The sequence below is a fragment of the Bradyrhizobium sp. NC92 genome (assembly GCF_025200865.1).
GTDB lineage: Bacteria > Pseudomonadota > Alphaproteobacteria > Rhizobiales > Xanthobacteraceae > Bradyrhizobium.
On record NZ_CP104171.1, the window covers coordinates 5,989,264 to 6,009,406 of the forward strand.

19 protein-coding genes and 1 pseudogene are annotated in these 20,143 nt (G+C 65.8%); 8 read left to right on the plus strand and 12 right to left on the minus strand.

Annotation, left to right across the window (positions count from 1 at the left end):
• Positions 1–22 precede the first annotated feature (22 nt).
• Positions 23–1,372 (minus strand): 8-oxoguanine deaminase, encoded by a 1,350-nt coding sequence (locus N2602_RS28285; RefSeq protein WP_260380132.1) that lies wholly within the window; start codon positions 1,370–1,372, stop codon positions 23–25.
• 147 nt (positions 1,373–1,519) lie between these two features.
• Here N2602_RS28285 and N2602_RS28290 point away from each other — a divergent pair, with 147 nt between their 5' ends.
• Both N2602_RS28290 and N2602_RS28295 read left to right on the plus strand, forming a co-directional pair.
• Positions 1,520–2,347, plus strand: coding sequence for an FAD binding domain-containing protein (locus tag N2602_RS28290; RefSeq protein ID WP_260380133.1), 828 nt, complete (start codon positions 1,520–1,522; stop codon positions 2,345–2,347).
• Positions 2,344–5,070 carry a molybdopterin cofactor-binding domain-containing protein gene (locus N2602_RS28295; RefSeq protein ID WP_260380134.1) on the plus strand — a complete coding sequence of 909 codons (2,727 nt, stop codon included), beginning with the start codon at positions 2,344–2,346 and terminating at the stop codon, positions 5,068–5,070. Before N2602_RS28290 ends, N2602_RS28295 begins: the two co-directional genes overlap by 4 nt.
• Here the strand turns inward: N2602_RS28295 and uraD are convergent.
• From uraD to N2602_RS28320, 5 genes are all read right to left on the minus strand, one after another.
• Complete coding sequence (gene uraD / locus N2602_RS28300; protein WP_212255536.1) at positions 5,067–5,954, minus strand: 2-oxo-4-hydroxy-4-carboxy-5-ureidoimidazoline decarboxylase; 888 nt, start codon at positions 5,952–5,954, stop codon at positions 5,067–5,069. The genes N2602_RS28295 and uraD overlap by 4 nt on opposite strands.
• Positions 5,955–5,958: 4 nt before the next feature.
• The gene (puuE, locus tag N2602_RS28305) at positions 5,959–6,894 is read right to left on the minus strand and encodes an allantoinase PuuE (RefSeq protein ID WP_260380135.1); all 936 of its coding nucleotides are present in this window, start codon (positions 6,892–6,894) and stop codon (positions 5,959–5,961) included.
• Positions 6,895–7,308 (minus strand): DUF3830 family protein, encoded by a 414-nt coding sequence (locus N2602_RS28310; protein WP_036045261.1) that lies wholly within the window; start codon positions 7,306–7,308, stop codon positions 6,895–6,897.
• 89 nt (positions 7,309–7,397) lie between these two features.
• Complete coding sequence (locus tag N2602_RS28315; protein ID WP_260380136.1) at positions 7,398–7,673, minus strand: hypothetical protein; 276 nt, start codon at positions 7,671–7,673, stop codon at positions 7,398–7,400.
• 1,140 nt (positions 7,674–8,813) lie between these two features.
• On the minus strand, positions 8,814–9,215 hold the full coding sequence (locus N2602_RS28320) for a hypothetical protein (RefSeq protein ID WP_260380137.1): 402 nt from the start codon (positions 9,213–9,215) through the stop codon (positions 8,814–8,816).
• A gap of 289 nt (positions 9,216–9,504) precedes the next feature.
• Between N2602_RS28320 and N2602_RS28325 the strand changes: the two genes are divergently transcribed.
• Complete coding sequence (locus N2602_RS28325) at positions 9,505–9,756, plus strand: DUF2798 domain-containing protein (protein WP_172785529.1); 252 nt, start codon at positions 9,505–9,507, stop codon at positions 9,754–9,756.
• A 6-nt stretch (positions 9,757–9,762) separates the two neighbouring features.
• Here the strand turns inward: N2602_RS28325 and N2602_RS28330 are convergent, their stop codons facing one another.
• The 3 genes and pseudogenes from N2602_RS28330 to N2602_RS28340 form a co-directional block, all read right to left on the minus strand.
• A complete protein-coding gene (locus N2602_RS28330; protein ID WP_260380138.1) occupies positions 9,763–11,550 on the minus strand; it encodes a chloride channel protein in 1,788 nt (595 codons plus the stop codon).
• Positions 11,551–11,565: 15 nt separating this feature from the next.
• Positions 11,566–12,219: an L-fuculose-phosphate aldolase gene (locus N2602_RS28335; RefSeq protein WP_260380139.1), complete on the minus strand. Its 654-nt coding sequence runs from the start codon at positions 12,217–12,219 to the stop codon at positions 11,566–11,568.
• Between the two features lie 107 nt (positions 12,220–12,326).
• Positions 12,327–12,416, minus strand: a pseudogene (locus tag N2602_RS28340) (MarC family protein); the annotation flags it as partial.
• Between the two features lie 108 nt (positions 12,417–12,524).
• Between N2602_RS28340 and N2602_RS28345 the strand changes: the two are divergent.
• The 5 genes from N2602_RS28345 (at position 12,525) to N2602_RS28365 (ending at position 16,483) form a co-directional block, all read left to right on the plus strand.
• Positions 12,525–12,731, plus strand: coding sequence for a hypothetical protein (locus N2602_RS28345; RefSeq protein ID WP_172785532.1), 207 nt, complete (start codon positions 12,525–12,527; stop codon positions 12,729–12,731).
• 98 nt (positions 12,732–12,829) lie between these two features.
• Positions 12,830–13,396, plus strand: a complete 567-nt coding sequence (locus N2602_RS28350) for a ferritin-like domain-containing protein (RefSeq protein ID WP_172785533.1) — start codon at positions 12,830–12,832, stop codon at positions 13,394–13,396.
• Positions 13,397–13,551: 155 nt separating this feature from the next.
• Positions 13,552–13,935: an Hsp20/alpha crystallin family protein gene (locus N2602_RS28355; RefSeq protein ID WP_024342525.1), complete on the plus strand. Its 384-nt coding sequence runs from the start codon at positions 13,552–13,554 to the stop codon at positions 13,933–13,935.
• A gap of 8 nt (positions 13,936–13,943) precedes the next feature.
• Positions 13,944–16,322: an endopeptidase La gene (lon, locus tag N2602_RS28360; RefSeq protein WP_260380140.1), complete on the plus strand. Its 2,379-nt coding sequence runs from the start codon at positions 13,944–13,946 to the stop codon at positions 16,320–16,322.
• Entirely contained in the window at positions 16,319–16,483 is a 165-nt protein-coding gene (locus N2602_RS28365; RefSeq protein ID WP_260383832.1) for a hypothetical protein, read from the plus strand. Before lon ends, N2602_RS28365 begins: the two co-directional genes overlap by 4 nt.
• Before the next feature lie 70 nt (positions 16,484–16,553).
• On the opposite strand, the gene N2602_RS28370 is transcribed toward N2602_RS28365, so the two are convergent.
• The 3 genes from N2602_RS28370 to N2602_RS28380 all read right to left on the minus strand — a co-directional run bounded on the left by N2602_RS28370 (position 16,554) and on the right by N2602_RS28380 (position 20,130).
• Complete coding sequence (locus N2602_RS28370; protein ID WP_018320691.1) at positions 16,554–16,856, minus strand: HU family DNA-binding protein; 303 nt, start codon at positions 16,854–16,856, stop codon at positions 16,554–16,556.
• 344 nt (positions 16,857–17,200) lie between these two features.
• A complete protein-coding gene (locus N2602_RS28375; RefSeq protein ID WP_260380141.1) occupies positions 17,201–18,433 on the minus strand; it encodes an acetyl-CoA C-acetyltransferase in 1,233 nt (410 codons plus the stop codon).
• Positions 18,434–18,666: 233 nt separating this feature from the next.
• Complete coding sequence (locus tag N2602_RS28380; protein ID WP_260380142.1) at positions 18,667–20,130, minus strand: GH1 family beta-glucosidase; 1,464 nt, start codon at positions 20,128–20,130, stop codon at positions 18,667–18,669.
• Positions 20,131–20,143: the final 13 nt, after the last annotated feature.

Sequence of the window (20,143 nt, forward strand, 5' to 3'; positions counted from 1 at the left end):
CCCTTTTTTTATTTCGCCCCGACTATCCCGCCTGCATAGCCTGCGCCGCGGAACTGTGGCGACGGATGAGATCGGCGACATCGAGCCCCGGGATCGCACCGTCGATCACCGCCCATTTTCCAGCCACCATCACCCGGTCGGCGCGATGCGCCCCGCACAGCACGAGCGCGGCCAGTGGATCGCCGTGGCCGGAGAAGCGCAGCTCGTCGAGCCTGAACAGCGCAAGATCGGCGGCCTTGCCGACGGCGATGTCGCCGAGTTCCGGCCGGCCGACACACGCCGCCGAGCCCTTGGTGGCCCAGCGCAGCGCATCCTTGTGGCTGACCTTCGTCACGCCATAGCGCGCCCGCTGCAGCAGGAAAGCGGCCCGGACCTCCTGCATCAGGTTCGATCCGTCGTTGGAGGCCGAGCCGTCGACACCAATGCCGATCCCGACGCCGGCTTCTTCCATGTCGCACACCGGGCAACAGCCGGACGCGAGCAGCTGGTTGCTGCACGCACAATGGCTGACGGTCGTGCCGGCCTTGCCGAGCCGTCTCATCTCGTCCGGATTGAAGAAGATTCCATGGGCGAGCCAGGTCCGCGCGTTGAGCCAGCCGCATTGCTCGAGATAGTCGAGCGGGCGGCAGCCATACATCTGCTGGCAGAATCTGTTCTCGTCCTCGGTCTCGGCGAGATGGGTGTGCAGGCGCACGTCGACCTTGTCGGCGAGATCGGCCGTGGCGCGCATCAGCGACGTCGTCACCGAGAACGGCGAGCATGGCGCGAGCGCGATCTGCACCATCGCGTCCGCGCCGCGCTGGTGATGCTTGGCGACCACGCGGGCGCTGTCGGCGAGAATGGTGTCCTCGTCCTGCACGACGCTGTCCGGCGGCAGGCCGCCGTCGCGCTGCGACAGGTTCATCGAGCCGCGCGTCAGCAGCACGCGCACGCCGAGGCGCTTCGCCACCGCCACCTCGATATCGACGGATTCCTCGAGCCCCGCCGGGAAGACGTAATGATGATCCGTCGTAGTGGTGCAGCCGGAGAGCAACAGCTCGGACATCGCCACGGTGACGCCGAGCTCGAGCGCTTCGGGCGTCAGCCTCGCCCACACCGGATAGAGCGCCTGGAGCCAGGGGAACAGCTCGCGGTCCATAGCGGCCGGCAGCGCCCGCGTCAGCGTCTGGTAGAAATGATGATGCGTGTTGATCAAGCCCGGCAGCACGACGTGCTCGGCCGCGTCGAACACTGCGACATCCGCACTTGCCGGCACACCGCCCGCCGGCACGAGCTCCACGATCCGGCCGTCCTTGACGACAATGCCGCGCTCGGCCCCGTCGGCGAGGATGGCCAGCGGATCCCTGATCCAGGTTGGACTTGCCTCACTCATGATCCTGGTTCTCCTCACACAAGCTGACAGCGGAGCCGCAAGGCGTAGGACGACTTGCGTCCTTGCTGCGACTTGCTGTTGCCACTTGGCTCCCGTCTTGCAACACTTCTCTCGGACCATTCACCCTTGGGACGCGTTGGCGCAGCCATGGACTTGAATACCATCACAGCCGTCGCCCATCCGCAAACGCGCGCGCAGCTGCCCGTTTGGACGGCAGGTGATGCTTGGCTCGCAGGCGGCACCTGGCTGTTCTCGGAGCCGCAAACGCATCTGACACGACTGATCGATCTCACCGATCTGAAATGGCCGGCGCTGACGATCACCGAGAGCCACCTCTCGATCGCGGCCACCTGCACCATCGCAGAGCTCGATGGACTCGCCTGCCCGTCCGATTGGCTCGCGGCGCCGCTGATCAACCAATGCTGCCGGGCCTTCCTTGCCTCGTTCAAGATCTGGAAGACCGCGACCGTCGGCGGCAATCTCTGCATGTCGCTGCCGGCGGGACCGATGATCTCGCTCGCCTCGGCGCTCGACGGCGTCTGCACCATCTGGACGGCCGGCGGCGGTGAACAGAGGCTTCCCGTCGCCGAATTCGTCACCGGCAACCAATGCAATCGCCTGATGCCAGGCGACCTTCTGCGGCAGATCGACGTCCCGCTTCCCGCACTGAAGCGCCGCACAGCATTCCGCCAGATCTCGCTGGCGCCGGTCGGCCGCTCGGCAGCGCTCTTGATCGGCAGCCTCGAAGCCGACGACACGCTGACGCTCACAATCACCGCGTCGACGGTGCGGCCGATCCAGCTGCGCCTCCGCAAAGCCCCGGACTCGAGCGCGCTGCGCGCCGCGCTCATGCAGGAGATTACAGACGATCTGTACCACACGGACATCCATGGCACGCCACTTTGGCGCAAGCACATGACGCTGCGCCTTGCCGAGGAAATTCGCGGCGAACTGCTGGGAGCGACACCCGCATGAGCCTTGAGGTCAACGGCAAGGCATTTTCTCAGGAGCCGCGCGCCGGCCAGTGCCTGCGCACGTTCCTGCGGGAGCTTGGTCATTTCGGCGTGAAGAAGGGCTGCGATGCCGGCGACTGCGGCGCCTGCACCGTGCTGCTCGACGGCGAGCCCGTGCATAGCTGCCTGATCCCGGCGTTCCGGGCCGAGGGCCGCACCGTGACTACGATCGAAGGCCTTGGCGGCGATCATGGCACGCATCCGATGCAGCAGGCCTTCCTCGATGCGCAGGGCTTCCAATGCGGCTTCTGCACCGCCGGCATGATCCTGACCTGCGCCTCGCTGAACCAGGCGCAGCGCACCGACCTCGGCGCGGCGCTGAAGGGCAACATCTGCCGCTGCACCGGCTATCGCTCGATCGAGGACGCGATCATCGGCAAGACCAATGTCGAGGCGAGCGTCGAGGCCGGCGCCGCCTTCGGCCGCAGCCTGCCGGCCCCCGCAGGCCCCGACGTGGTCCGCGGCACGGCACGCTACACGTTCGACACCGCAATCGACGGCCTGCTCCACATCAAGCTGCTGCGATCGTCGCACGCCCACGCCAGGATCGTCGCGATCGACAAGTCGGACGCTCTGGGCATCCCCGGCGTGCACGCCGTGCTGACGCATGAGGATGCGCCGTCCGTCCTGATGTCGACGGCGCGGCACGAGAAGGACTGGATGGACCCGGAGGATACCCGCGTCCTCGACGACGTCGTCCGTTTCATCGGCCAGAAGGTTGCCGCCGTCGTCGCCGAGACCGAAGCCGCTGCCGAGGCGGCGTGCCGCGAGCTGAAAGTCAGTTACGAGATCCTGCCGGCGCTGATCGATCCCGAGCAGGCGATGGCACCGGGCGCGCCGGTCATTCATCCCGACCGCACCAGCGCGAACCGCGTGGCCGATGCCCAGCGCAACCTGGTCGCGGAGACGCACGGCGAGTTCGGCGATGTCGCATCGGCGCTTGCAACATCTGCCGCTACCTATGAGGCCACTTTCCACAGTCACCGTGTGCAGCACGCCGCACTGGAGACCCATGGCGGCCTCGCCTGGCTCGACTACACCGGCGTGCTCAATGTCCGCACCTCGACGCAGGTGCCGTTCCTGACCCGGCGTGCGCTGTCGGACATCTTCCAGCTCCCCATGGACAAGGTCCGCGTGTTCTGCGAACGCGTCGGCGGCGGGTTCGGCGGCAAGCAGGAGATGTTCGTCGAGGACATCCTGGCGCTCGCCGCGCTGAGGACGGGGCGGCCGGTCAAGCTGGAGCTGACACGCGAGGAGCAGTTCATCGCGACCTCGACGCGGCATCCGATGCGGATCCACGTCAAGGCCGGCGCCGACAGCGAGGGCAAGCTCACTGCGCTCCAGCTCGACGTGCTCTCCAACACCGGCGCCTACGGCAATCATGCCGGTCCGGTGATGTTCCACGCGCTGGCCGAGTCCATCGCCGTCTACAATTGCCCGAACAAGCGGGTCGACGGCGTCGCCGTCTACACCAACACCGTGCCGGCAGGGGCGTTTCGCGGCTATGGCCTGCCGCAGGCGTTGATCGCGGTGGAAGCCGCGATCGACGAACTGGCGAGGCAACTTGGCATCAACCCTTACGAGATGCGGCGGCGCAATATCGTGAGGCCCGGCGATCCCATGCTGTCGCCGCCGCCGTCCGAATACCACGACGTGCTCTACGGCTCCTATGGGCTCGACCAGTGCCTCGACCTCGTCGAGCGCGCGATGCAGGCCGATGACCCGCAGCCGGAGCTGTCGCCGGATTGGCTGATCGGCGATGGCATCGCGCTGACCATGATCGACACCGTGCCGCCGGCCGGCCACTTCGCCGATGCTGCGATCGCGCTCAACGACGACGGCGGCTTCGACCTCACCGTCGGCACGGCCGAGTTCGGCAACGGCACCAGCACCGTGCATCGCCAGATCGCGGCGACCACGCTGGCGACCACGGTCGAGAGGATCCATCTGCGCCAGTCCGACACCGCCCATGGCGGCCACGACACCGGCGCGTATGGCAGCGCCGGCACCTTCGTTGCGGGCAAGGCGACGCATGCGGCAGCCGTGCAGCTTGCGAGCGAGTTGAAGGCGGCAGCCGCCGGCGCCTGGCTGTGCGATGTGGAGACTTGCGCGCTCGATGCGGACGCTGTCGTCAGCGGCGTCCGCCGCATGCCTTTTGCGGAGCTGGCGAAGCTCGCCCGCGAGCGCGGACGGCCGTTCGCAGGCAGCGGCACGTCCGGCGGCACGCCGCGATCGGTCGGGTTCAACGTGCAGGGCTTTCGCGTCGCGGTGAACAAGGGCACCGGCGAGCTCCGGATTCTCAGGAGCGTGCACGCCGCCGACGCGGGCGTGGTCGCCAATCCCATGCAGTGCCGCGGTCAGGTCGAAGGCGGCGTGGCGCAGGCGCTCGGCGCTGCGCTCTACGAGGAGATGGTGATCGACGCGAACGGCCGCGTCATCAATCCGAAATTCCGCGACTACCACCTGCCCTCATTCGCCGACGTGCCGCGCACGGAAGTGTTCTTCGCCGACACGTCCGACACGATCGGACCGCTCGGCGCGAAATCGATGAGCGAGAGCCCGTACAATCCGGTCGCCGCCGCGCTTGGCAACGCGATTGCGGATGCCACCGGCATTCGCTTTACTGCACCACCCTTCAAGCCGGACCGGCTGTTTCCGGCGCTGCTCGACAGGTTTGGGGGCTAGCTGCCGCGATAGGTCGAGTAGCTCCAGGGCGTGACCAGCAGCGGCACGTGGTAATGGCTTTCCGGCTCGCTGATCGCAAAGCGCAGCGGGATCTCGTCGAGGAACGGCGGGTCGGACAGCGGCACGTTGCGCGCGGCATAATATTTGGCAACGCTGAAGCGCAGCTCGTAGCGGCCGATCGGCAGCGGACGGCCGCCGATCAGCGGCCCGTCGGTGCGGCCATCGGCATTGGTCACCGCGCGCGCGATGATGCGGTTCTCGCCAAGGCTCGCGAGCTCCACGAGCTCAATCGGAATGCCCGGCGCGGGCTTGCCGATCTGGTTGTCCAGCACATGGGTCGAGAGCCGGCCGTGCACCTTCAGCCTGTCATCGGCGACGACGAGCTGGTCGAGCCGCAGCGCGGAGATGCGGCCGATCTCCTCGATCGCACGTCTTGTCTCGGTCTTGGCGATGTTGAGCAGCCGGGCCTCGAAGTCGCGCAGCACGGAATCCTTGGTGTGACGGCGCACGCAGACGATATAGGGGAAGCCGAACTTGTCGCGATAGGCGTTGTTGGCCCGCTCGAACGCGGAATATTCGGCATCCGATAGCCGGTCGAGGCCGGCGCTGTTCTGCTCGTCGGTCGATTCCGCGGTGAGGCCGGCGGCGCGCTGGGTCTTGTTGGCGAGATCGGGATGCGCCCGGATCAATGCCAGCTGCACGTCGGGCTCGGCACTCTGGATTGCCGCCATCAGCGCGCCGTGCAGCTCATTGATGCCGGCGAACGGCCGCTTTGCCGCGAGCTGCTCGGCGATCCACGGCGAATATTCGACGACGTTGGCGAGCACCGCGACGAAGTCGGCCGTGCTTGCAGCGTTGAGATCGCCGAGCGAAATCTGCGACATCATCTCACCCGATCTCGAATGCGTCGGCGGCAAGGTGGGCGTGCTTGTCGTGCCAGTGCTGCGCGATCTGCAGCCGCGTCGGCACCCAGACGCGCTCGTGCTTGCCGATATAGTCGAGAAAGCGGATAAGGCCCGCTGCGCGGCCGGGCCGGCCGGCGAGGCGGCAATGCAGGCCGACCGACATCATCTTCGGCGCGGTCTCACCTTCCGCGTAGAGCACGTCGAAGGCGTCCTTCAGATAGGTGAAGAACTGCTCGCCCTCGGCAAAGCCCTGCGGGTTGATGAACCGCATGTCGTTGGCATCGAGCGTATAGGGAATGATGAGCTGCTTGCCGCCCGTGCCCTTGACCCAATAGGGCAAATCGTCGGCGTAGGAGTCGCAGAGATAGAGGAAGCCGCCCTCCTCCATCAACAGACGATTGGTGTTGATCGAGGAGCGCCCGGTGTACCAGCCGAGCGGACGCGAGCCCGTCGCCTCGGTATGGACGCGGATGGACTCGGCGATCTCGGCGCGCTCCTGCGCCTCGGTCATATCCTTGTGCTCGATCCATTTCAGGCTGTGGCTGGCGATATCCCAGCCCGCCTCCTTCATGGCAGCAACGATCTCGGGATTGCGCTTCAGCGCGGTGGCGACACCGAACACCGTGGTCGGCCACTTCCGCTCGTTGAACATCCGCCACAGCCGCCAGAAGCCGGCGCGCGAGCCATATTCGAACATGGATTCGATGTTGGCGTGGCGCTGGCCGGGCCAGGGCTGCGCGCCGAGTACGTCGGACAGGAAGGCTTCCGAGGCGCGGTCGCCGTGCAGGATGTTGTTCTCGCCGCCCTCTTCGAAATTGACGACGAACTGCACCGCGACCCGCGCGTCACCGGGCCATTGCGGATGCGGCGGGTTGCGGCCGTAACCGCGGAGATCGCGCGGGTAGCGGGGCTCAGTCACTCAGACTTCCTCAAAGCGGATCGGCAGCGCGCCCTTCCACAGCACGCTCTTGCCCAGCGTCGCCAGATTCTCCAGGCCCGAGGTCAGCGTGATGAAATGGTTGCCGGCGAGCTGGCCCATCTTGCTCGCGAAATGCACGCCGCCATAGGCCAGCAGGATCTCGGTCTCGCTGATGCCGCCGGGATAGAGGATGATCTGGCCGGGCGCCGGATAGCTGGTGTGGTTCTCGTAGCCGACGCCGAAGTCGAGGTCGCCGAGCGGCATCCACACGCCCTCGCCGCTCCAGCGCACATGGATGATGTGGCTTTCGAACGGCAGCGCCTTGCGGAAAGCGGCGACGGTCTTGGGCGCCGCTTGCTCCTCGAAACGGGCATCGAAGGTGAAATCGCCGGCGCGGATAACGAGTTTGCTCATCTCATCTCTCTGGATCGGGGGCGATGCGCCCCGCGGGAACTTTCAGCAAAAAGCACTCCATCGGGCTTCGCGCAAGGGGCGAAGCCACATCACCTGCGGTCGTAGGACCAGCCGAATATGCCGCTCCGCCTGACCTCCGGCTCCGGCTCGGCCGCGGCCGGCGCCTCCTTCAGTTCCGCCTGCGGCGGCGGTGCGGGCGGCCCCGGCAGGTTCTCGCATTTCATGGAATAGACCAGCTTGCCGTCCGCGGTCCGCCCGATCGGTGCGCAGGGGTCGGGACGCGCCGCCGCGCTCTTCGGCGTGGGCTTGATCTGCGCCGCCGCCGGCGCGGCAACCAAGAGAAGGACCAGCAGATATTTCGACATCGTTGTCGCCTGGAAGCTCAATGTCCCATTGAACCGGATTGCGCAGGCTGAGTCCATATGTGAGGCGGCAATCGTGCTCACGAACGTGTCCCGGACAAGCTGCAACGCTTTGAGCGTGGCAGCGCAGAGCCGGGACCCAGAGCGATACGGCACGATGCCGCGACGTGGGCCCCGGCTCTGCAGCGCATCGTCGAAGGGACGCTGCCATAGCGCGTCGAAGACGCGCGTAAACGCGTGATGGCGTCCGGGGCACGAGAGCGAAGTGTGGTGCGCACACTCTCCTCCTCGTCATTGCGAGCGCAGCGAAGCAATCCAGAGTCTTTCCACGGAGGGATTCTGGATTGCTTCGCTGCGCTCGCAATGACGGAGTATGAGGCAACTGCATTGCTCTTTCGGCTCGCATCTTGCTTGCAGACACGCCTTCGCGTCCTCGCGGCATATTCGCCCGAGCCTTGCTTGATTGCTCGACCCTCTCTAGCCAAGAGGGCGCAGGGAAGACCGGGTGCCGACTGGCACCCGCGGTCCGCTGCGCGAAAGGTAGCGCAAAAGAACCGCACAGCAGCATACAGGTGTAGCCAAACACTCGGCCTTCCCTGCGCGATGGTCGGACGGCTTATGCCGCGCTCTCCCGGGAGCCGAATTCCTTCTGGCCTCCCTCGCCCCGCGAATTGCATGATGCAGTCCGCCCGGTTGGGCTCGCTCGCACCTCCGCAGAAGCTTGACCGTAGCAACGACGGCCAGGACCACACGGTTTTGCCGTACGCACGGCCCGCCATTTCGCCGCAGTATTCCCGAGCCCTGTCGACAAAGCTGGAAACTTACAGACGAGACGAAGCCTAGCAGCGCCGTCGTCCGCACGCGGTTACGGACTCACAGGGACTACCCGCCCTGCCCGCACCTCTCGTGCCGACGCTGCCGCGCCCACCGCAAGCCCGGCTCGCGACAGTGACGACCACAAGATCGCCCCTCTTGGATGAGCCGGGACGGGCGAGACATACGATATTTCCGAATTTCGGTAAAGCGGAATGTTTTCGCGCGGGTGGGTTGACAGCCCGGCGACACACCCGGGTCCCGTAGGGGTAACGGATTTAGCTTGGACGCGCCGTGTCCGGCCGAAAGACCTGTGCTGCCGCCGACCGCTCAGTATGGTGCGTAACGATAGCCCGGATCGTAGTAGTAAGGACCGCCGCCGTAATAGCCGGGACCGCCGTAGTAGGGACGCGGGCCATAACCATAATAATAGCGGTTTTCATAGTATTCCTGGCGGCGGCTCTCGGCGATCGCGCCTCCGATCAGACCTGCGGCCATGCCCATGAAGGCGAGACCCGCGGCATTCGGCCCGCGTCGATAGTAACGCCGCCGGTGTGCGCTGAAATCGGTGACGTCGGAGGCAGCCTGACCGGCCACGGCCGCCTTGGCGGCCGGTGTCCCGGCCGAAGCCGCTGCGGACGGGGATGCGGAAGCCGCAATCAGGGCGAGGCTCGCAAGCGTGACCACGATCGTGTTGCGGCCGGCAGCGGAAATCACGGGTCCAATACTCATTTTCGTATTCCCTCTCTTCTCGCCCAAAGAAACATAAGCAAACGATCTATAATCCGCAAACCACTGAAATGGTTTCATGATCGCGGCGATCTGCCACGCTTTGAACGATTGTAAACCGAACGATCAGATCCAGCTTGAACCATCCAACCTGAGCGGATAATGAACAGCCGCGCCGTTTTTCGGTCGCCGTAAGCGTTTCACGTGAACCAACGCATCAACCGACGCCGTCGGGATCGATGCCATTTTCGGGTTCAACGTGACTGACGCGTCCTTCTCCAAGAGAAACCAGATGATCGTGGTTCGCAAACTGCCGGCGCGCTATGCGCCGATCGTGATGCCATTCGTGCTGTCCATCCTCATGACGGCCGTGGTGTCGGTCATTTCGACGCTGCGGAGCCTGGGGGCAACGCCGGCGTTCCTGGCGACCTGGCCGGGCGCCTGGGGACTGTCCTGGCTCGTCGCCTTCCCGACGCTGCTCCTGGTGCTGCCGCTGGTCCGCCGGATCGTTGCCTGGCTCGTCGCAACCCCACCCGGCCGGTAGCCGCGCCTACGACAGCGCCCCCAGCACGCCCCTCGTCGCCTTGTCGATCTCCTCGACATAGCGGCGGCGGGCGAAGTTCTCGGTGAGGAAGCCGACCACCTTGCGGCTGTCGGTGGAATCGACCACCGCCAGCATCTCCGCCTCGGCTTCGTCGAACACCGCCATCGCCGACTTCACGTTCATTTCCGGGATCAGCACGATGTCGATCAGGCGGGCGAGCTCGATCACCTGGATGTCGTCGGCGATGGTATCGAGGTCGCTGGCGAACAAATCGGGCAGCAGGACGAGGCCGATATATTCGTCCGCATTGTTGACGATGACGATTCCCGGCCGCGAGCCGAGCGCGAACTCGCGGCGCGCGGCGGCGATCGTCGTGGTCGACGGCACCTTGCCGACGTCCGAGCGCATCAGGCGCTCGACCGTGAGGTTGCGCAGCCAGCCGACGTCGTTGGCGCTGCGAATGGTCTCGCCGCGCAGATGCAGGCGCCAGGTCGAGAAGGAATGGCCGAACATGAAGCGGACGCAGATCGAGGTGACGATGCAGCCGGCCAGCACCACGGCGGTGACGTCGACATTGCGTGTCATCTCGAGCACCAGGAACGACATCGTGAGCGGGCCGCCGACGATGGCGACGCCGAGCGTCGCCATGCCGGTCAGCATCGCCACCAGGGGGTCGATCACGAAATGCGGACTGATCAGCTCCAACAGCTCGGCGAAGAACTTTCCGATCAGGCTGCCGACGAACAGCGAGGCGAAGAACAGGCCGCCGCGAAACCCCGAGGCGAGCGAGATCAGGCAGGCCGTCACCTTCAAGGCGATGATCAGCGCGATCAGGCCGATCGTCATGTCGTGGAAGAGATCGAGCACCATGGCGCCATGGCCGGCCGCGAGAACCTGCGGCGTGATGATGGCGAACCCGCCGACGATGAGGCCGCCGATCACGGGACGCAGCCAGACCGGCATCCAGGCGAACAGCCGCTCGAACACCGGCGAGGAGCGCATCACGGCGATGCCGACGCCGCTGGTGATGAGGGCGAGCCCGATCAAGGCGAGATACTGCTCGACGCCGACGGCGCTGACCTTGGGTATCTCCAGCGAATAGGGCGCGCCGCCGAGCCATTGCGCGGTCAGGGCGCCCGCCAGCGAGGCCGCCAGGATCGGCGCTGCGCTGCCGACCGAATAGACGCCGACGATCAGCTCGCAGGCGTAGAAGGCGCCGGTGATCGGCGCGCCGAACGCCGCCGCGATCGCTGCCGCCGCCCCGCAACCGACCATCAGGCGCAGATCGTTGCGACGGAGATTGAAGAACTTGCCGAGCAGCGAGGCGATGCCGGAGCCGATCTGGGTATAGCCGGCCTCGAGGCCGACCGAGGCGCCGCAGCCGTTCGAGATCAGGGTCTGGCTCGACACCACCACGCTGTCGCGCATCGACAGATTGCCGCCGCGCAGCGCGTTGGCCTCGATCGGGTCGACGGCGTTAGAGATCTTCATGCGCCGTCGCGACCATTCCATGATGCCGAGCGCGAGCCCGCCGAGTGCAGGCGCGATCAATGCCGCCCACGGACTGACGCTCGCGTGGGCCGACAGGTGGACATCAACGGGAATGCCGTAGATCACGACATGCGCGATCTGGGCGATGTGGGCCATCAGCGTCACGACGGCACCCGCGAGCGTGCCGATCACGAGCGCGAGCGGGATCAAATAGAACTCGTTGCTGCGCAACAGCGCACGCAGCCGAACCATGGTGCGGTTCGTCTTCTTGCGATCGACGAGATGCCTGATCCGCACCAACATCGTCTGGCCCGCCTCCTACCCTTCCGACAGGCCGTAACCGGCCATGCGCTGGCGGACCCGTTCGATCTCCTCGCTCGGAAGCAGCGGCGGTTGTCCGATCTGCAGACAGCCGTGATATTGCCGCGCCAACGTCTCGACCTCGACCGCGAGCCACATCGCCTTGTCCAAGGTCTTGCCGATCGCGATCATGCCGTGATGGTCGAGCAGGCAGGCCAGGCGGCCCTCCAGCGCCCGCACCGCATGCTCAGACAGCTCCGCCGTTCCGAACGTCGCGTAGGGCGCGCAGCGGATGCTGTCGCCGCCCGCCGCCGCGATCATGTAATGCACGGGCGGGATCTCCATGCCCATGATCGCCAGGATGGTGCAATAGGTCGGGTGGGCGTGCACGACGGCGTTGACGTCGGGCCGCGACTTCAGGATGTCGCGATGAAAGCGCCATTCGCTCGACGGCTTCTGGCCGGGCGCGTGCGAGCCGTCCATGGCCATGAAGACGATCTGGTCCGGACTCATGGCCTCATAGGGCACGCTGGTGGGCGTGACCAGGAGCCCGTCCGCATGCCGGACGCTGATATTGCCCGATGTGCCCTGGTTGATGCCGAGCGCGTTCATGCGCCGGCAGGCCTCGATAATGGCCTGTCTCTTGGCGAGCTCGTCCGCTGTCAGCGACATGTCGCTTTCCTGTCGAAGGGCTTGTTGGACCGGAAGTACGTCAAAGCAACGTGACAGTGCAAGCGAAAGCGTCCCGGATCCTGCCGCCAAGCCCTAGGGCAAACTGTCCGGACCGCCGCGACCCCGTTGATGACGAACTGCACGGAATAGGCGGCGAGCCTCATGCCAAGGACGCGCGAGAGCACGGCATTTCCGCAACCGCTGGCCGACCTGGTCTGACGCCGCGGGCCGCGGCCGCATGGAACGAGGCTTCGGCCGCCGACTTAGCTCAGCGTGACAGCAATGGACAATTGTGGAGACCCATCATGAGCGACAGTGGAGTTAGCATGCTCTTGGGCCACGCCTCGGCCCAGATGCTTTGGCTCTGGTTCATCGGCGCGTTCGTGCTCGGCGCGGTCCTCGTCTACGGGGTGATGAAGGCCGGCAACTTGCGCCGCAGCGAGCGCGCACGCCTTGATCGCGCAACGGAAGAGCGCCAGCGTCAGGAAGACCCTTTCAAACGGCCGACCTGAGCGCGGTTGCAGTTTGGAACTTTCGTTCTCCGACGGCTTTGATCGGCCGAGGATTGAGGAAGGCGAGGCCTTCCCGTGTCGCCTCATGAGGAGGACGTATGGCTAAACGAGCGAAGAAACGCACGACAAAGAAGACCGCGGCGCGCCGGCCGCGTCCGGCGCCGAAGATGCTCAGCGACCTGTTTCTGGAGACGCTGAAGGACATCTATTTCGCAGAGAACAAGATCATCAAGACCCTGCCCAAGATGGCCAAGGCCGCGAATTCCAAGGAGCTTGCGGCCGCCTTCAACAAGCATTTGCGCGAGACCCAGGGCCAGGTCAAACGGCTCGACCAGATCTTCAAGATGCTGGGCAAGCCGGCACGCGGCAAGCCCTGCGAAGCCATCAACGGCATTGCCGACGAGGGCGCCGAGATCATGAAGGAGTTCAAGGGCGCGCCAGCGCTCGATGCCGGACTGCTCGCGGCAGCGCAGTCGGTCGAGCACTACGAGATCTCCCGCTACGGCACGCTGCGCACCTGGGCCGAGGAGCTCGGCATGCAGGACGCAGCAAGGCTGCTCCAGGAGACGCTGGACGAGGAAGAAGCGACCGATCGGACGCTGACCGAGCTCGCCACCTCCGTGATCAACCTCGAAGCGGAAGAAGAGTACCGCGCAGCGGCCTGACCGCGCGCCCTGCCAATGAACGGAACGTCGCGGCCGCATGCCGCGGCGTTCGCTTGCCTTGATCGCACTGCGGCGCATGGCACGTGCGCGCCACCGCACTGGATTTCCTTGGAACCAGCCCCATATGCAGGCTTTCCCAGCCCCGAGCCCGCATCATGCAACCCAAAAATCCCCTCGACTGGATGCTGTCCGAAGCCCTGGACTCGCTGACCCGCGCCGATCGGCTGCGCCAGCAGTTCGGCCGCCAGGAAGCCTGCTGGGAACCGCCGATCGACGTGCTCGAAACCGAGCGTGAGCTCCTGATCCTTGTCGCGCTTCCCGGCGTCAATCCGGACAATGTCGAGACCGTCATCCATGACGGCGTTCTCGTCATCTCGGGTCAGCGCACGCTCCCGCCGGAGCTTCGCAACGCCCGCATCCATCGGCTCGAGCTGCCGCAGGGCCGCTTCGAGCGCCGCATCGCGCTTCCCCTCGGCCGCTACGCCATCAGCCGCTTCGTGATGGACGGCTGCGTCGCACTGCGCCTCGCGAAATCCTGAGGTCGATCATGGCCACCGAACAGATGAACAACGAACAGACCAATAACGACGTGAAGATCCCCGACGACGCGCTGATCATCGTCCCCGTGCGCGAGATGGTGCTGTTTCCCGGCGCCATCGCGCCGATCACGATCGGCCGGGCGAAGTCGATTGCCGCCGCGCAGCAGGCGCTGCGCGAGCAGCGGCCGATCGGCATCGTCCTGCAGCGCAGCCCCGAGACCAACGACCCCGGGCCGGACGACCTCTATAGGGTCGCAACCATTGCCAACATCGTGCGCTACATCACCGCGCCCGACGGCACCCATCACATCGTCTGCCAGGGCGTGCAGCGCGCACGCATCCTCGACTTCCTGCCCGGGACGCCGTTCCCCGCCGCGCGCTTCCAGCAGATCCCCGAGCCGACCACGACCTCGCCCGAGATCGAGGCCCGCGCGCTGAACCTGCAGCGCCAGGCCATCGAGGCGATCGAGCTGCTGCCGCAGGCGCCGCCCGAGCTCGCCGCGATGTTCCAGGGCACCAGCGCGCCCGGCGCGCTGGCGGACCTGGCGACCTCGTTCATGGACATCAAGCCGCAGGACAAGCAGGAGGTGCTGGAGACCATCGACCTCGCGCTCCGCATCGACAAGGTGTCGAAGCACCTGGCCGAGCGGCTCGAGGTGCTGCGCATTTCCAACGAGATCGGCCAGCAGACCAAGGCCTCCTTCGACGAGCGGCAGCGCGAGGCGATCCTGCGCGAGCAGATGGCGACCATCCAGCGCCAGCTCGGCGAAGGCGACGGCAAGGCCGCCGAGGTCACCGAGCTGACGGCTGCGATCGCCAAGGCCAACATGCCGCCGGAGGCGGAGGCGCATGCCAGGAAGGAGCTGCGCCGCTACGAGCGCATGCCGGAGGCTGCCGGCGAAGCCGGCATGGTCCGCACTTACCTCGACTGGCTGATCGAGCTGCCCTGGGCGCTGCCCGCGGAGAAGCCGATCGACATCAAGCAGGCGCGAGCCATCCTGGATGCCGACCATTTCGGCTTGGAAAAGATCAAGAGCCGGATCATCGAATATCTGGCGGTGCGCAAGCTCGCCCCGCAGGGCAAGGCCCCGATCCTCTGCTTCGTCGGCCCGCCCGGCGTCGGCAAGACCTCGCTCGGCCAGTCCATCGCGCGCGCGATGGATCGCCCGTTCGTGCGCGTCAGCCTGGGCGGCGTGCATGACGAGGCCGAGATCCGCGGTCACCGCCGCACCTATATCGGTGCGCTGCCCGGCAACATCATCCAGGGCATCAAGAAGGCGGGTGCGCGCAACTGTGTCATGATGCTTGACGAGATCGACAAGATGGGCCGCGGCGTCCAGGGCGATCCTTCCGCCGCCATGCTGGAGGTTCTCGACCCCGAGCAGAACGGGACGTTCCGGGACAACTATCTGGGCGTGCCCTTCGACCTGTCGCGCGTGGTGTTCATCGCGACCGCCAACATGCTGGACCAGATCCCGGGTCCGCTGCTGGACCGCATGGAGCTGATCAGCCTCGCCGGCTATACCGAGGACGAGAAGCTGGAGATCGCGCGGCGCTATCTGGTGCGGCGGCAGCTCGAGGCCAATGGCCTCTCGGCCGAGCAGGCCGAGATCGAGCCGGAGGCCTTGAAGCTGATCGTCAAGGGCTACACCCGTGAAGCCGGCGTGCGTAACCTCGAGCGCGAAATCGGCAAGGTGTTCCGCCATGCCGCGGTGCAGGTCGCCGAAGGCACGGCCACGAAGGTCGTGGTGACGGCAAACGACATCGCCACCGTGCTCGGCCAGCCGCGCTTCGAGGGCGAGATCGCACTGCGCACCAGCGTTCCGGGCGTTGCCACTGGCCTCGCCTGGACGCCGGTCGGCGGTGACATCCTGTTCATCGAGGCCACGCGCGTGCCCGGCAAGGGCGGGCTGATCCTGACCGGCCAGCTCGGCGACGTCATGCGCGAGAGCGTGCAGGCTGCGCTGACGCTGGTGAAGAGCCGGGCCTCCCAGCTCGGCATCGATCCGCAGGCGTTCGAGAAGAGCGACATCCACGTTCACGTCCCGGCGGGGGCAACCCCGAAGGACGGGCCGAGCGCGGGCGTTGCGATGTTCACGGCGCTGACGTCCCTGCTTGCCAACCGCACGGTGCGCAGCGACACCGCGATGACGGGCGAGATCTCGCTGCGCGGCCTGGTGCTGCCGGTCGGCGGCATCAAGGAGAAGGTGGTGGCGGCGGCGGCTGCCGGCCTGAAGCGGGTGATGCTGCCGGCGCGCAACAAGCGGGATTACGACGACATCCCGAAGAGCGCGCGGGACAACCTCGAATTCATCTGGCTGGAGCGCGTCGACGAAGCCATCGCCGCGGCGCTCGAACCGGCTGAAGCCAAAGAAGCGGCGGAGTGAAGGCGATGAAGAAACTGCTGGAAAGAGCGAAGCGATCGCGGAAGACGCAGCGGCTGCGCCAATTGCTCGATCGGGCGATCGACCGGATTCGCGATACGCTCGCAGGACCCGAGCCGCGGCTTCAGCCTGTTACGGTCCGGGTGAAGCGCCGCAAGGGTTGAGCCCTCCGTCTCAGGCCCTCGCGGCAGCCCCAGACAAAAGGCCCCCTCGTTCGAGGGGGCCTTTGCGTTGTTAGCCCACGGCGTCCTTGGCGGCCTTGACCGGGCGGGCGCGGACGATCTTCCGGGCCGGCTTGGCCTTGAACATCATCTCTTCACCCGTGAACGGGTTGGTGCCCTTGCGCGCCTTGGTCGCGGGCTTCTTGATGACCACGAACTTGGCGAAGCCCGGCACCAGGAACAGGCCGTTCTTCTTGAGCTCCTTGTGGCCGACGTCGGTCAACGTCTCCATGACGTTCTTGACGTCACGCTTGGAAAGCTCGGTGGCGGTCGCAATCTTTTCGATCAACTGCGATTTGGACATCTGGGTTGGCATCGTGTCTCCTCTGATTCGTTGCCGGTTGCATATTAGACCAACCGTTGAAGGCCTATAGCCTTCTGCACAGTTTTGTCGCGAAATTACGGGCTTTTCTGGCCTGCTGTGACAAAAAACCCTGCATTTTAGCACCTTCCGGAGCGGAGGAAGCCTCGGGCAGCGGTTTTTGCCTTGTTTCAAAGGCCCGCACGACATCTTGCTAGAACTGATTCGCCGCTTTCGACAAGCGACGACCGGCCTCTTTGTGAAAGCAGGCGCATGTTTCACCCTGAAAAATAAGGGTCGGATCGCAGGTCGCCGGTCTTCCTCCCCGTAAAAACGGGGAGAAAGTGAGGGGCGACTGGCTAGACGCGCTCGATGATGATGGCCGGCGCCATGCCGCCGGCGGCGCACATGGTGACGAGACCGCGCTTGAGGTCGCGCCGCTCGAGCTCGTCCAGCACCGTGCCGATCAGGATCGAGCCGGTGGCGCCGATGGGATGGCCGAGCGCGATCGAGCCGCCGTTGACGTTGACCTTGGCCCGGTCGAGCTTGAGGTCGCGGATATATTTTTCCGCCACCACGGCGAAGGCCTCGTTGATCTCGAACAGGTCGATGTCGTCGATGGTGAGGCCGGCCCTGGCCAGCACCTTGCGCGTTGCCGGTCCCGGTGCGTTCAGCATCAGGGTCGGCGAGTCCCCCATGTTGGCCATCGCGACCACGCGGGCCCGGGCTTTGAGGCCATGGGCCTTGGCGTAAGCGGGCGAGGCCAGCAGGATCGCAGCGGCGCCGTCGACGACGCCGGAGGAATTGCCGGCGTGATGCACGAAGTCGATGTCGAGATCAGGGTACTTTTGCAGGATCAGGCCGCGATAGGTCGTGCCCTTGTCGTCGAGCGCGTAGTCCGCGATCGCCGGAAACGCCGGCTTCAGGCTGCTGAGGCCTTCCATCGTGGTCTGCGGCCGCGGGTATTCTTCGTGGTCCAGCGCCAGGCTGCCGTCCTCGCGGTGGACCGGCACGAGGCTCTTCTTGAAGTGGCCGTTCGCGATCGCATGCGCGGCGCGCTTCTGGCTCTCCAGCCCGAGCGCGTCGACATCCCTTCGGGTGATGCCCTCCAGCGTCGCGATCGCATCGGCGCAGACGCCCTGATGCGACTGCGGATGCCGTGCCCGCAGGCGCAGATTGCCGCCGTCCATCATCATCGGGCCGCCGCCGCGGCGTCCCTCCATCGACATCATCTCACAGCCGCCGGCGATGACGAGGTCCTCCGCACCCGCCATGATCGAGGATGCCGCCATGTTGACGCTGGTGATGCCGCTGCCGCAGAAGCGGTCGAGCGTCACCGCGCTGGCACGCACGTCGTAGCCGGCATCGAGCGCCGACATGCGGCCGAGATCGCCGCTCTGCGTTGCCACCTGCGCGCTGCAGCCCCAGACGATGTCGTCGACATCGGCAGTGTCGATGCCGGTGCGGTCGGCGAGCGCGCGCAGCACGGTTGCCCCGAGCTGCTGCGGATGAATGCCCGACAGGGCTCCCTTGCCGGCCTTGCCGATGCCCCGCGGGGTCCGGCAGGCATCGATGATCAGCGCGTCAGCCATTGGCGTCGTCCTCTTGTTTATGGGTGTTGAAGACGGTTTTGAATAAGCGGGAGAGTGGAGTCAATGCACGGCGCCTTCTTCGCCTCTCCCCGCGTGCGGGGAGAGGCCGGATTTTACGCGCAGCGGAAAATCCGGGTGAGGGGGAGCTTCAGCAAGGACGGCGACAGATGGACTCGCGGAGAGAGCCCCTCACCCCTGCCCTCTCCCCGTAAGAACGGGGAGAGGGAGAAGAGCTACGCCCCCGCCGCGTTCCTCGCGATCACGTTGCGGTAGAAGCTGGCGCTGAGTTTTGCCGTGCGGACCTGGGTGTCGAAATTGACGTGGTACAGCCCGAAACGCTTGTTGAGGCCATACACCCACTCGAAATTGTCCATCAGGCTCCAGAGGAAATAGCCGCGCACCGGCACGCCTTCGTCGGTGGCGCGCTGGAGCTGGGCGAGATAATTGCGCAAATACATGATGCGGTCGGTGTCGTAGATCTTGCCGTCGGGCGACACCACATCGTCGCCGGAGGTGCCGTTCTCGCTGATATAGATCGCATCCGTCTTCCAGATCTTCGCCGCCAGCTTCGGCACCCAGTAGATCGTCTCGGGCCCGACGCGCAGCCAGTCCGAATTCATGTGCGGGAACGATTTCGGGATCGGCAGCGGCTTGAAGCCCGCGCCCTGGTCGGACGCCACCACGTAGTTCTGCGGCGCATAGATGTTCAGGCCGAGGAAGTCGACCGGCGACGAGATGATCTTGAGCTCCGCATCGGTGTATTTCGGCGCGTTGGTCCCGGCGTATTTCAGGAAGGCGTCGGTATAACGGCCCGTCATGATGACGTTGAGATAGCCGGCATTCATCTCGCGCAGCGCGATCTCCGCGGCGCGCACGTTTTCCGGCGTGTCGAACGCAGGCGCGCAGGCATCGATGTTCTCGGCCGGCCCCACCCTGGTGCCGCGGCGGCCAAGGGCGCGCACCGCCTGCACCGCAAGCCCGTGCGCCAGCGCGCTGTTGTGCCTGATCTGGTTGACGGCGGCTTGCGGCAGCTTCAAGCCCGGCGCGTCGATGCCGATGCCGTAACCGAAATAGACGAAGCGCCCGCTCTCGTTCAGCGTGAACACGTTCCTGACCCGGTCGGTGAGGTGCGCGGCGACATAGGCCGCGTAGTCGCCGAAGATCTTGCAGGTCTCGGTCGAACGCCAGCCGCCGAAACGGTCCTCGAGCGATTGCGGCAGATCCCAATGATAAAGGGTCAGCCACGGCTCGATGCCGTTCTTAAGGAGCTCGTCGACCAGACGGTGGTAGAAGTCGAGCCCTTTCGGATTGGGCTTGCCGTCGCCGTCGGGAAACAGCCGCGGCCAGGCCACCGAGAAGCGATAGGCCTTGCAGCCGAGCTCCTTGATGAGGGCGATGTCCTCCTTGTAGCGGTGATAGTGCTCGTTGGCGCGGTCGCCGGTGGTGCCGTCCTCGATCTTGCCGGGGATGCGGACGAACTTGTCCCAGATCGAGGCCCCTCGCCCATCCTCCTCGACCGCGCCCTCGACCTGATAGGACGAGGTCGCCGTGCCCCAGAGAAAGCCCGCAGGAAAGCCGCCTGCATTGCGCGGCGGCCGTGCCGGCTTGGCCTCGACCGCCTCAAGGGGACTCGCAATCCCGGCTGCGGACAATCCCGCCAGCGTGGCAAACCGGCGGCGCGAGACCCCATCCGTCATCGATGCTGCTCCA

Coding starts and splice junctions, on each gene's coding strand:
- N2602_RS28285 (WP_260380132.1), bottom strand. CDS start 1,372: ATGAGTGAGGCAAGTCCAACCTGGATCAGGGATCCGCTGGCCATCCTC.
- N2602_RS28375 (WP_260380141.1), bottom strand. CDS start 18,433: ATGGCTGACGCGCTGATCATCGATGCCTGCCGGACCCCGCGGGGCATC.
- lon (WP_260380140.1), top strand. CDS start 13,944: ATGGCCACCGAACAGATGAACAACGAACAGACCAATAACGACGTGAAG.
- N2602_RS28315 (WP_260380136.1), bottom strand. CDS start 7,673: ATGTCGAAATATCTGCTGGTCCTTCTCTTGGTTGCCGCGCCGGCGGCG.
- N2602_RS28330 (WP_260380138.1), bottom strand. CDS start 11,550: ATGTTGGTGCGGATCAGGCATCTCGTCGATCGCAAGAAGACGAACCGC.
- N2602_RS28345 (WP_172785532.1), top strand. CDS start 12,525: ATGAGCGACAGTGGAGTTAGCATGCTCTTGGGCCACGCCTCGGCCCAG.
- N2602_RS28350 (WP_172785533.1), top strand. CDS start 12,830: ATGGCTAAACGAGCGAAGAAACGCACGACAAAGAAGACCGCGGCGCGC.
- N2602_RS28325 (WP_172785529.1), top strand. CDS start 9,505: ATGATCGTGGTTCGCAAACTGCCGGCGCGCTATGCGCCGATCGTGATG.
- uraD (WP_212255536.1), bottom strand. CDS start 5,954: ATGTCGCAGATTTCGCTCGGCGATCTCAACGCTGCAAGCACGGCCGAC.
- N2602_RS28370 (WP_018320691.1), bottom strand. CDS start 16,856: ATGCCAACCCAGATGTCCAAATCGCAGTTGATCGAAAAGATTGCGACC.
- N2602_RS28355 (WP_024342525.1), top strand. CDS start 13,552: ATGCAACCCAAAAATCCCCTCGACTGGATGCTGTCCGAAGCCCTGGAC.
- N2602_RS28310 (WP_036045261.1), bottom strand. CDS start 7,308: ATGAGCAAACTCGTTATCCGCGCCGGCGATTTCACCTTCGATGCCCGT.
- N2602_RS28335 (WP_260380139.1), bottom strand. CDS start 12,219: ATGTCGCTGACAGCGGACGAGCTCGCCAAGAGACAGGCCATTATCGAG.
- N2602_RS28320 (WP_260380137.1), bottom strand. CDS start 9,215: ATGAGTATTGGACCCGTGATTTCCGCTGCCGGCCGCAACACGATCGTG.
- N2602_RS28380 (WP_260380142.1), bottom strand. CDS start 20,130: ATGACGGATGGGGTCTCGCGCCGCCGGTTTGCCACGCTGGCGGGATTG.
- N2602_RS28290 (WP_260380133.1), top strand. CDS start 1,520: ATGGACTTGAATACCATCACAGCCGTCGCCCATCCGCAAACGCGCGCG.
- N2602_RS28295 (WP_260380134.1), top strand. CDS start 2,344: ATGAGCCTTGAGGTCAACGGCAAGGCATTTTCTCAGGAGCCGCGCGCC.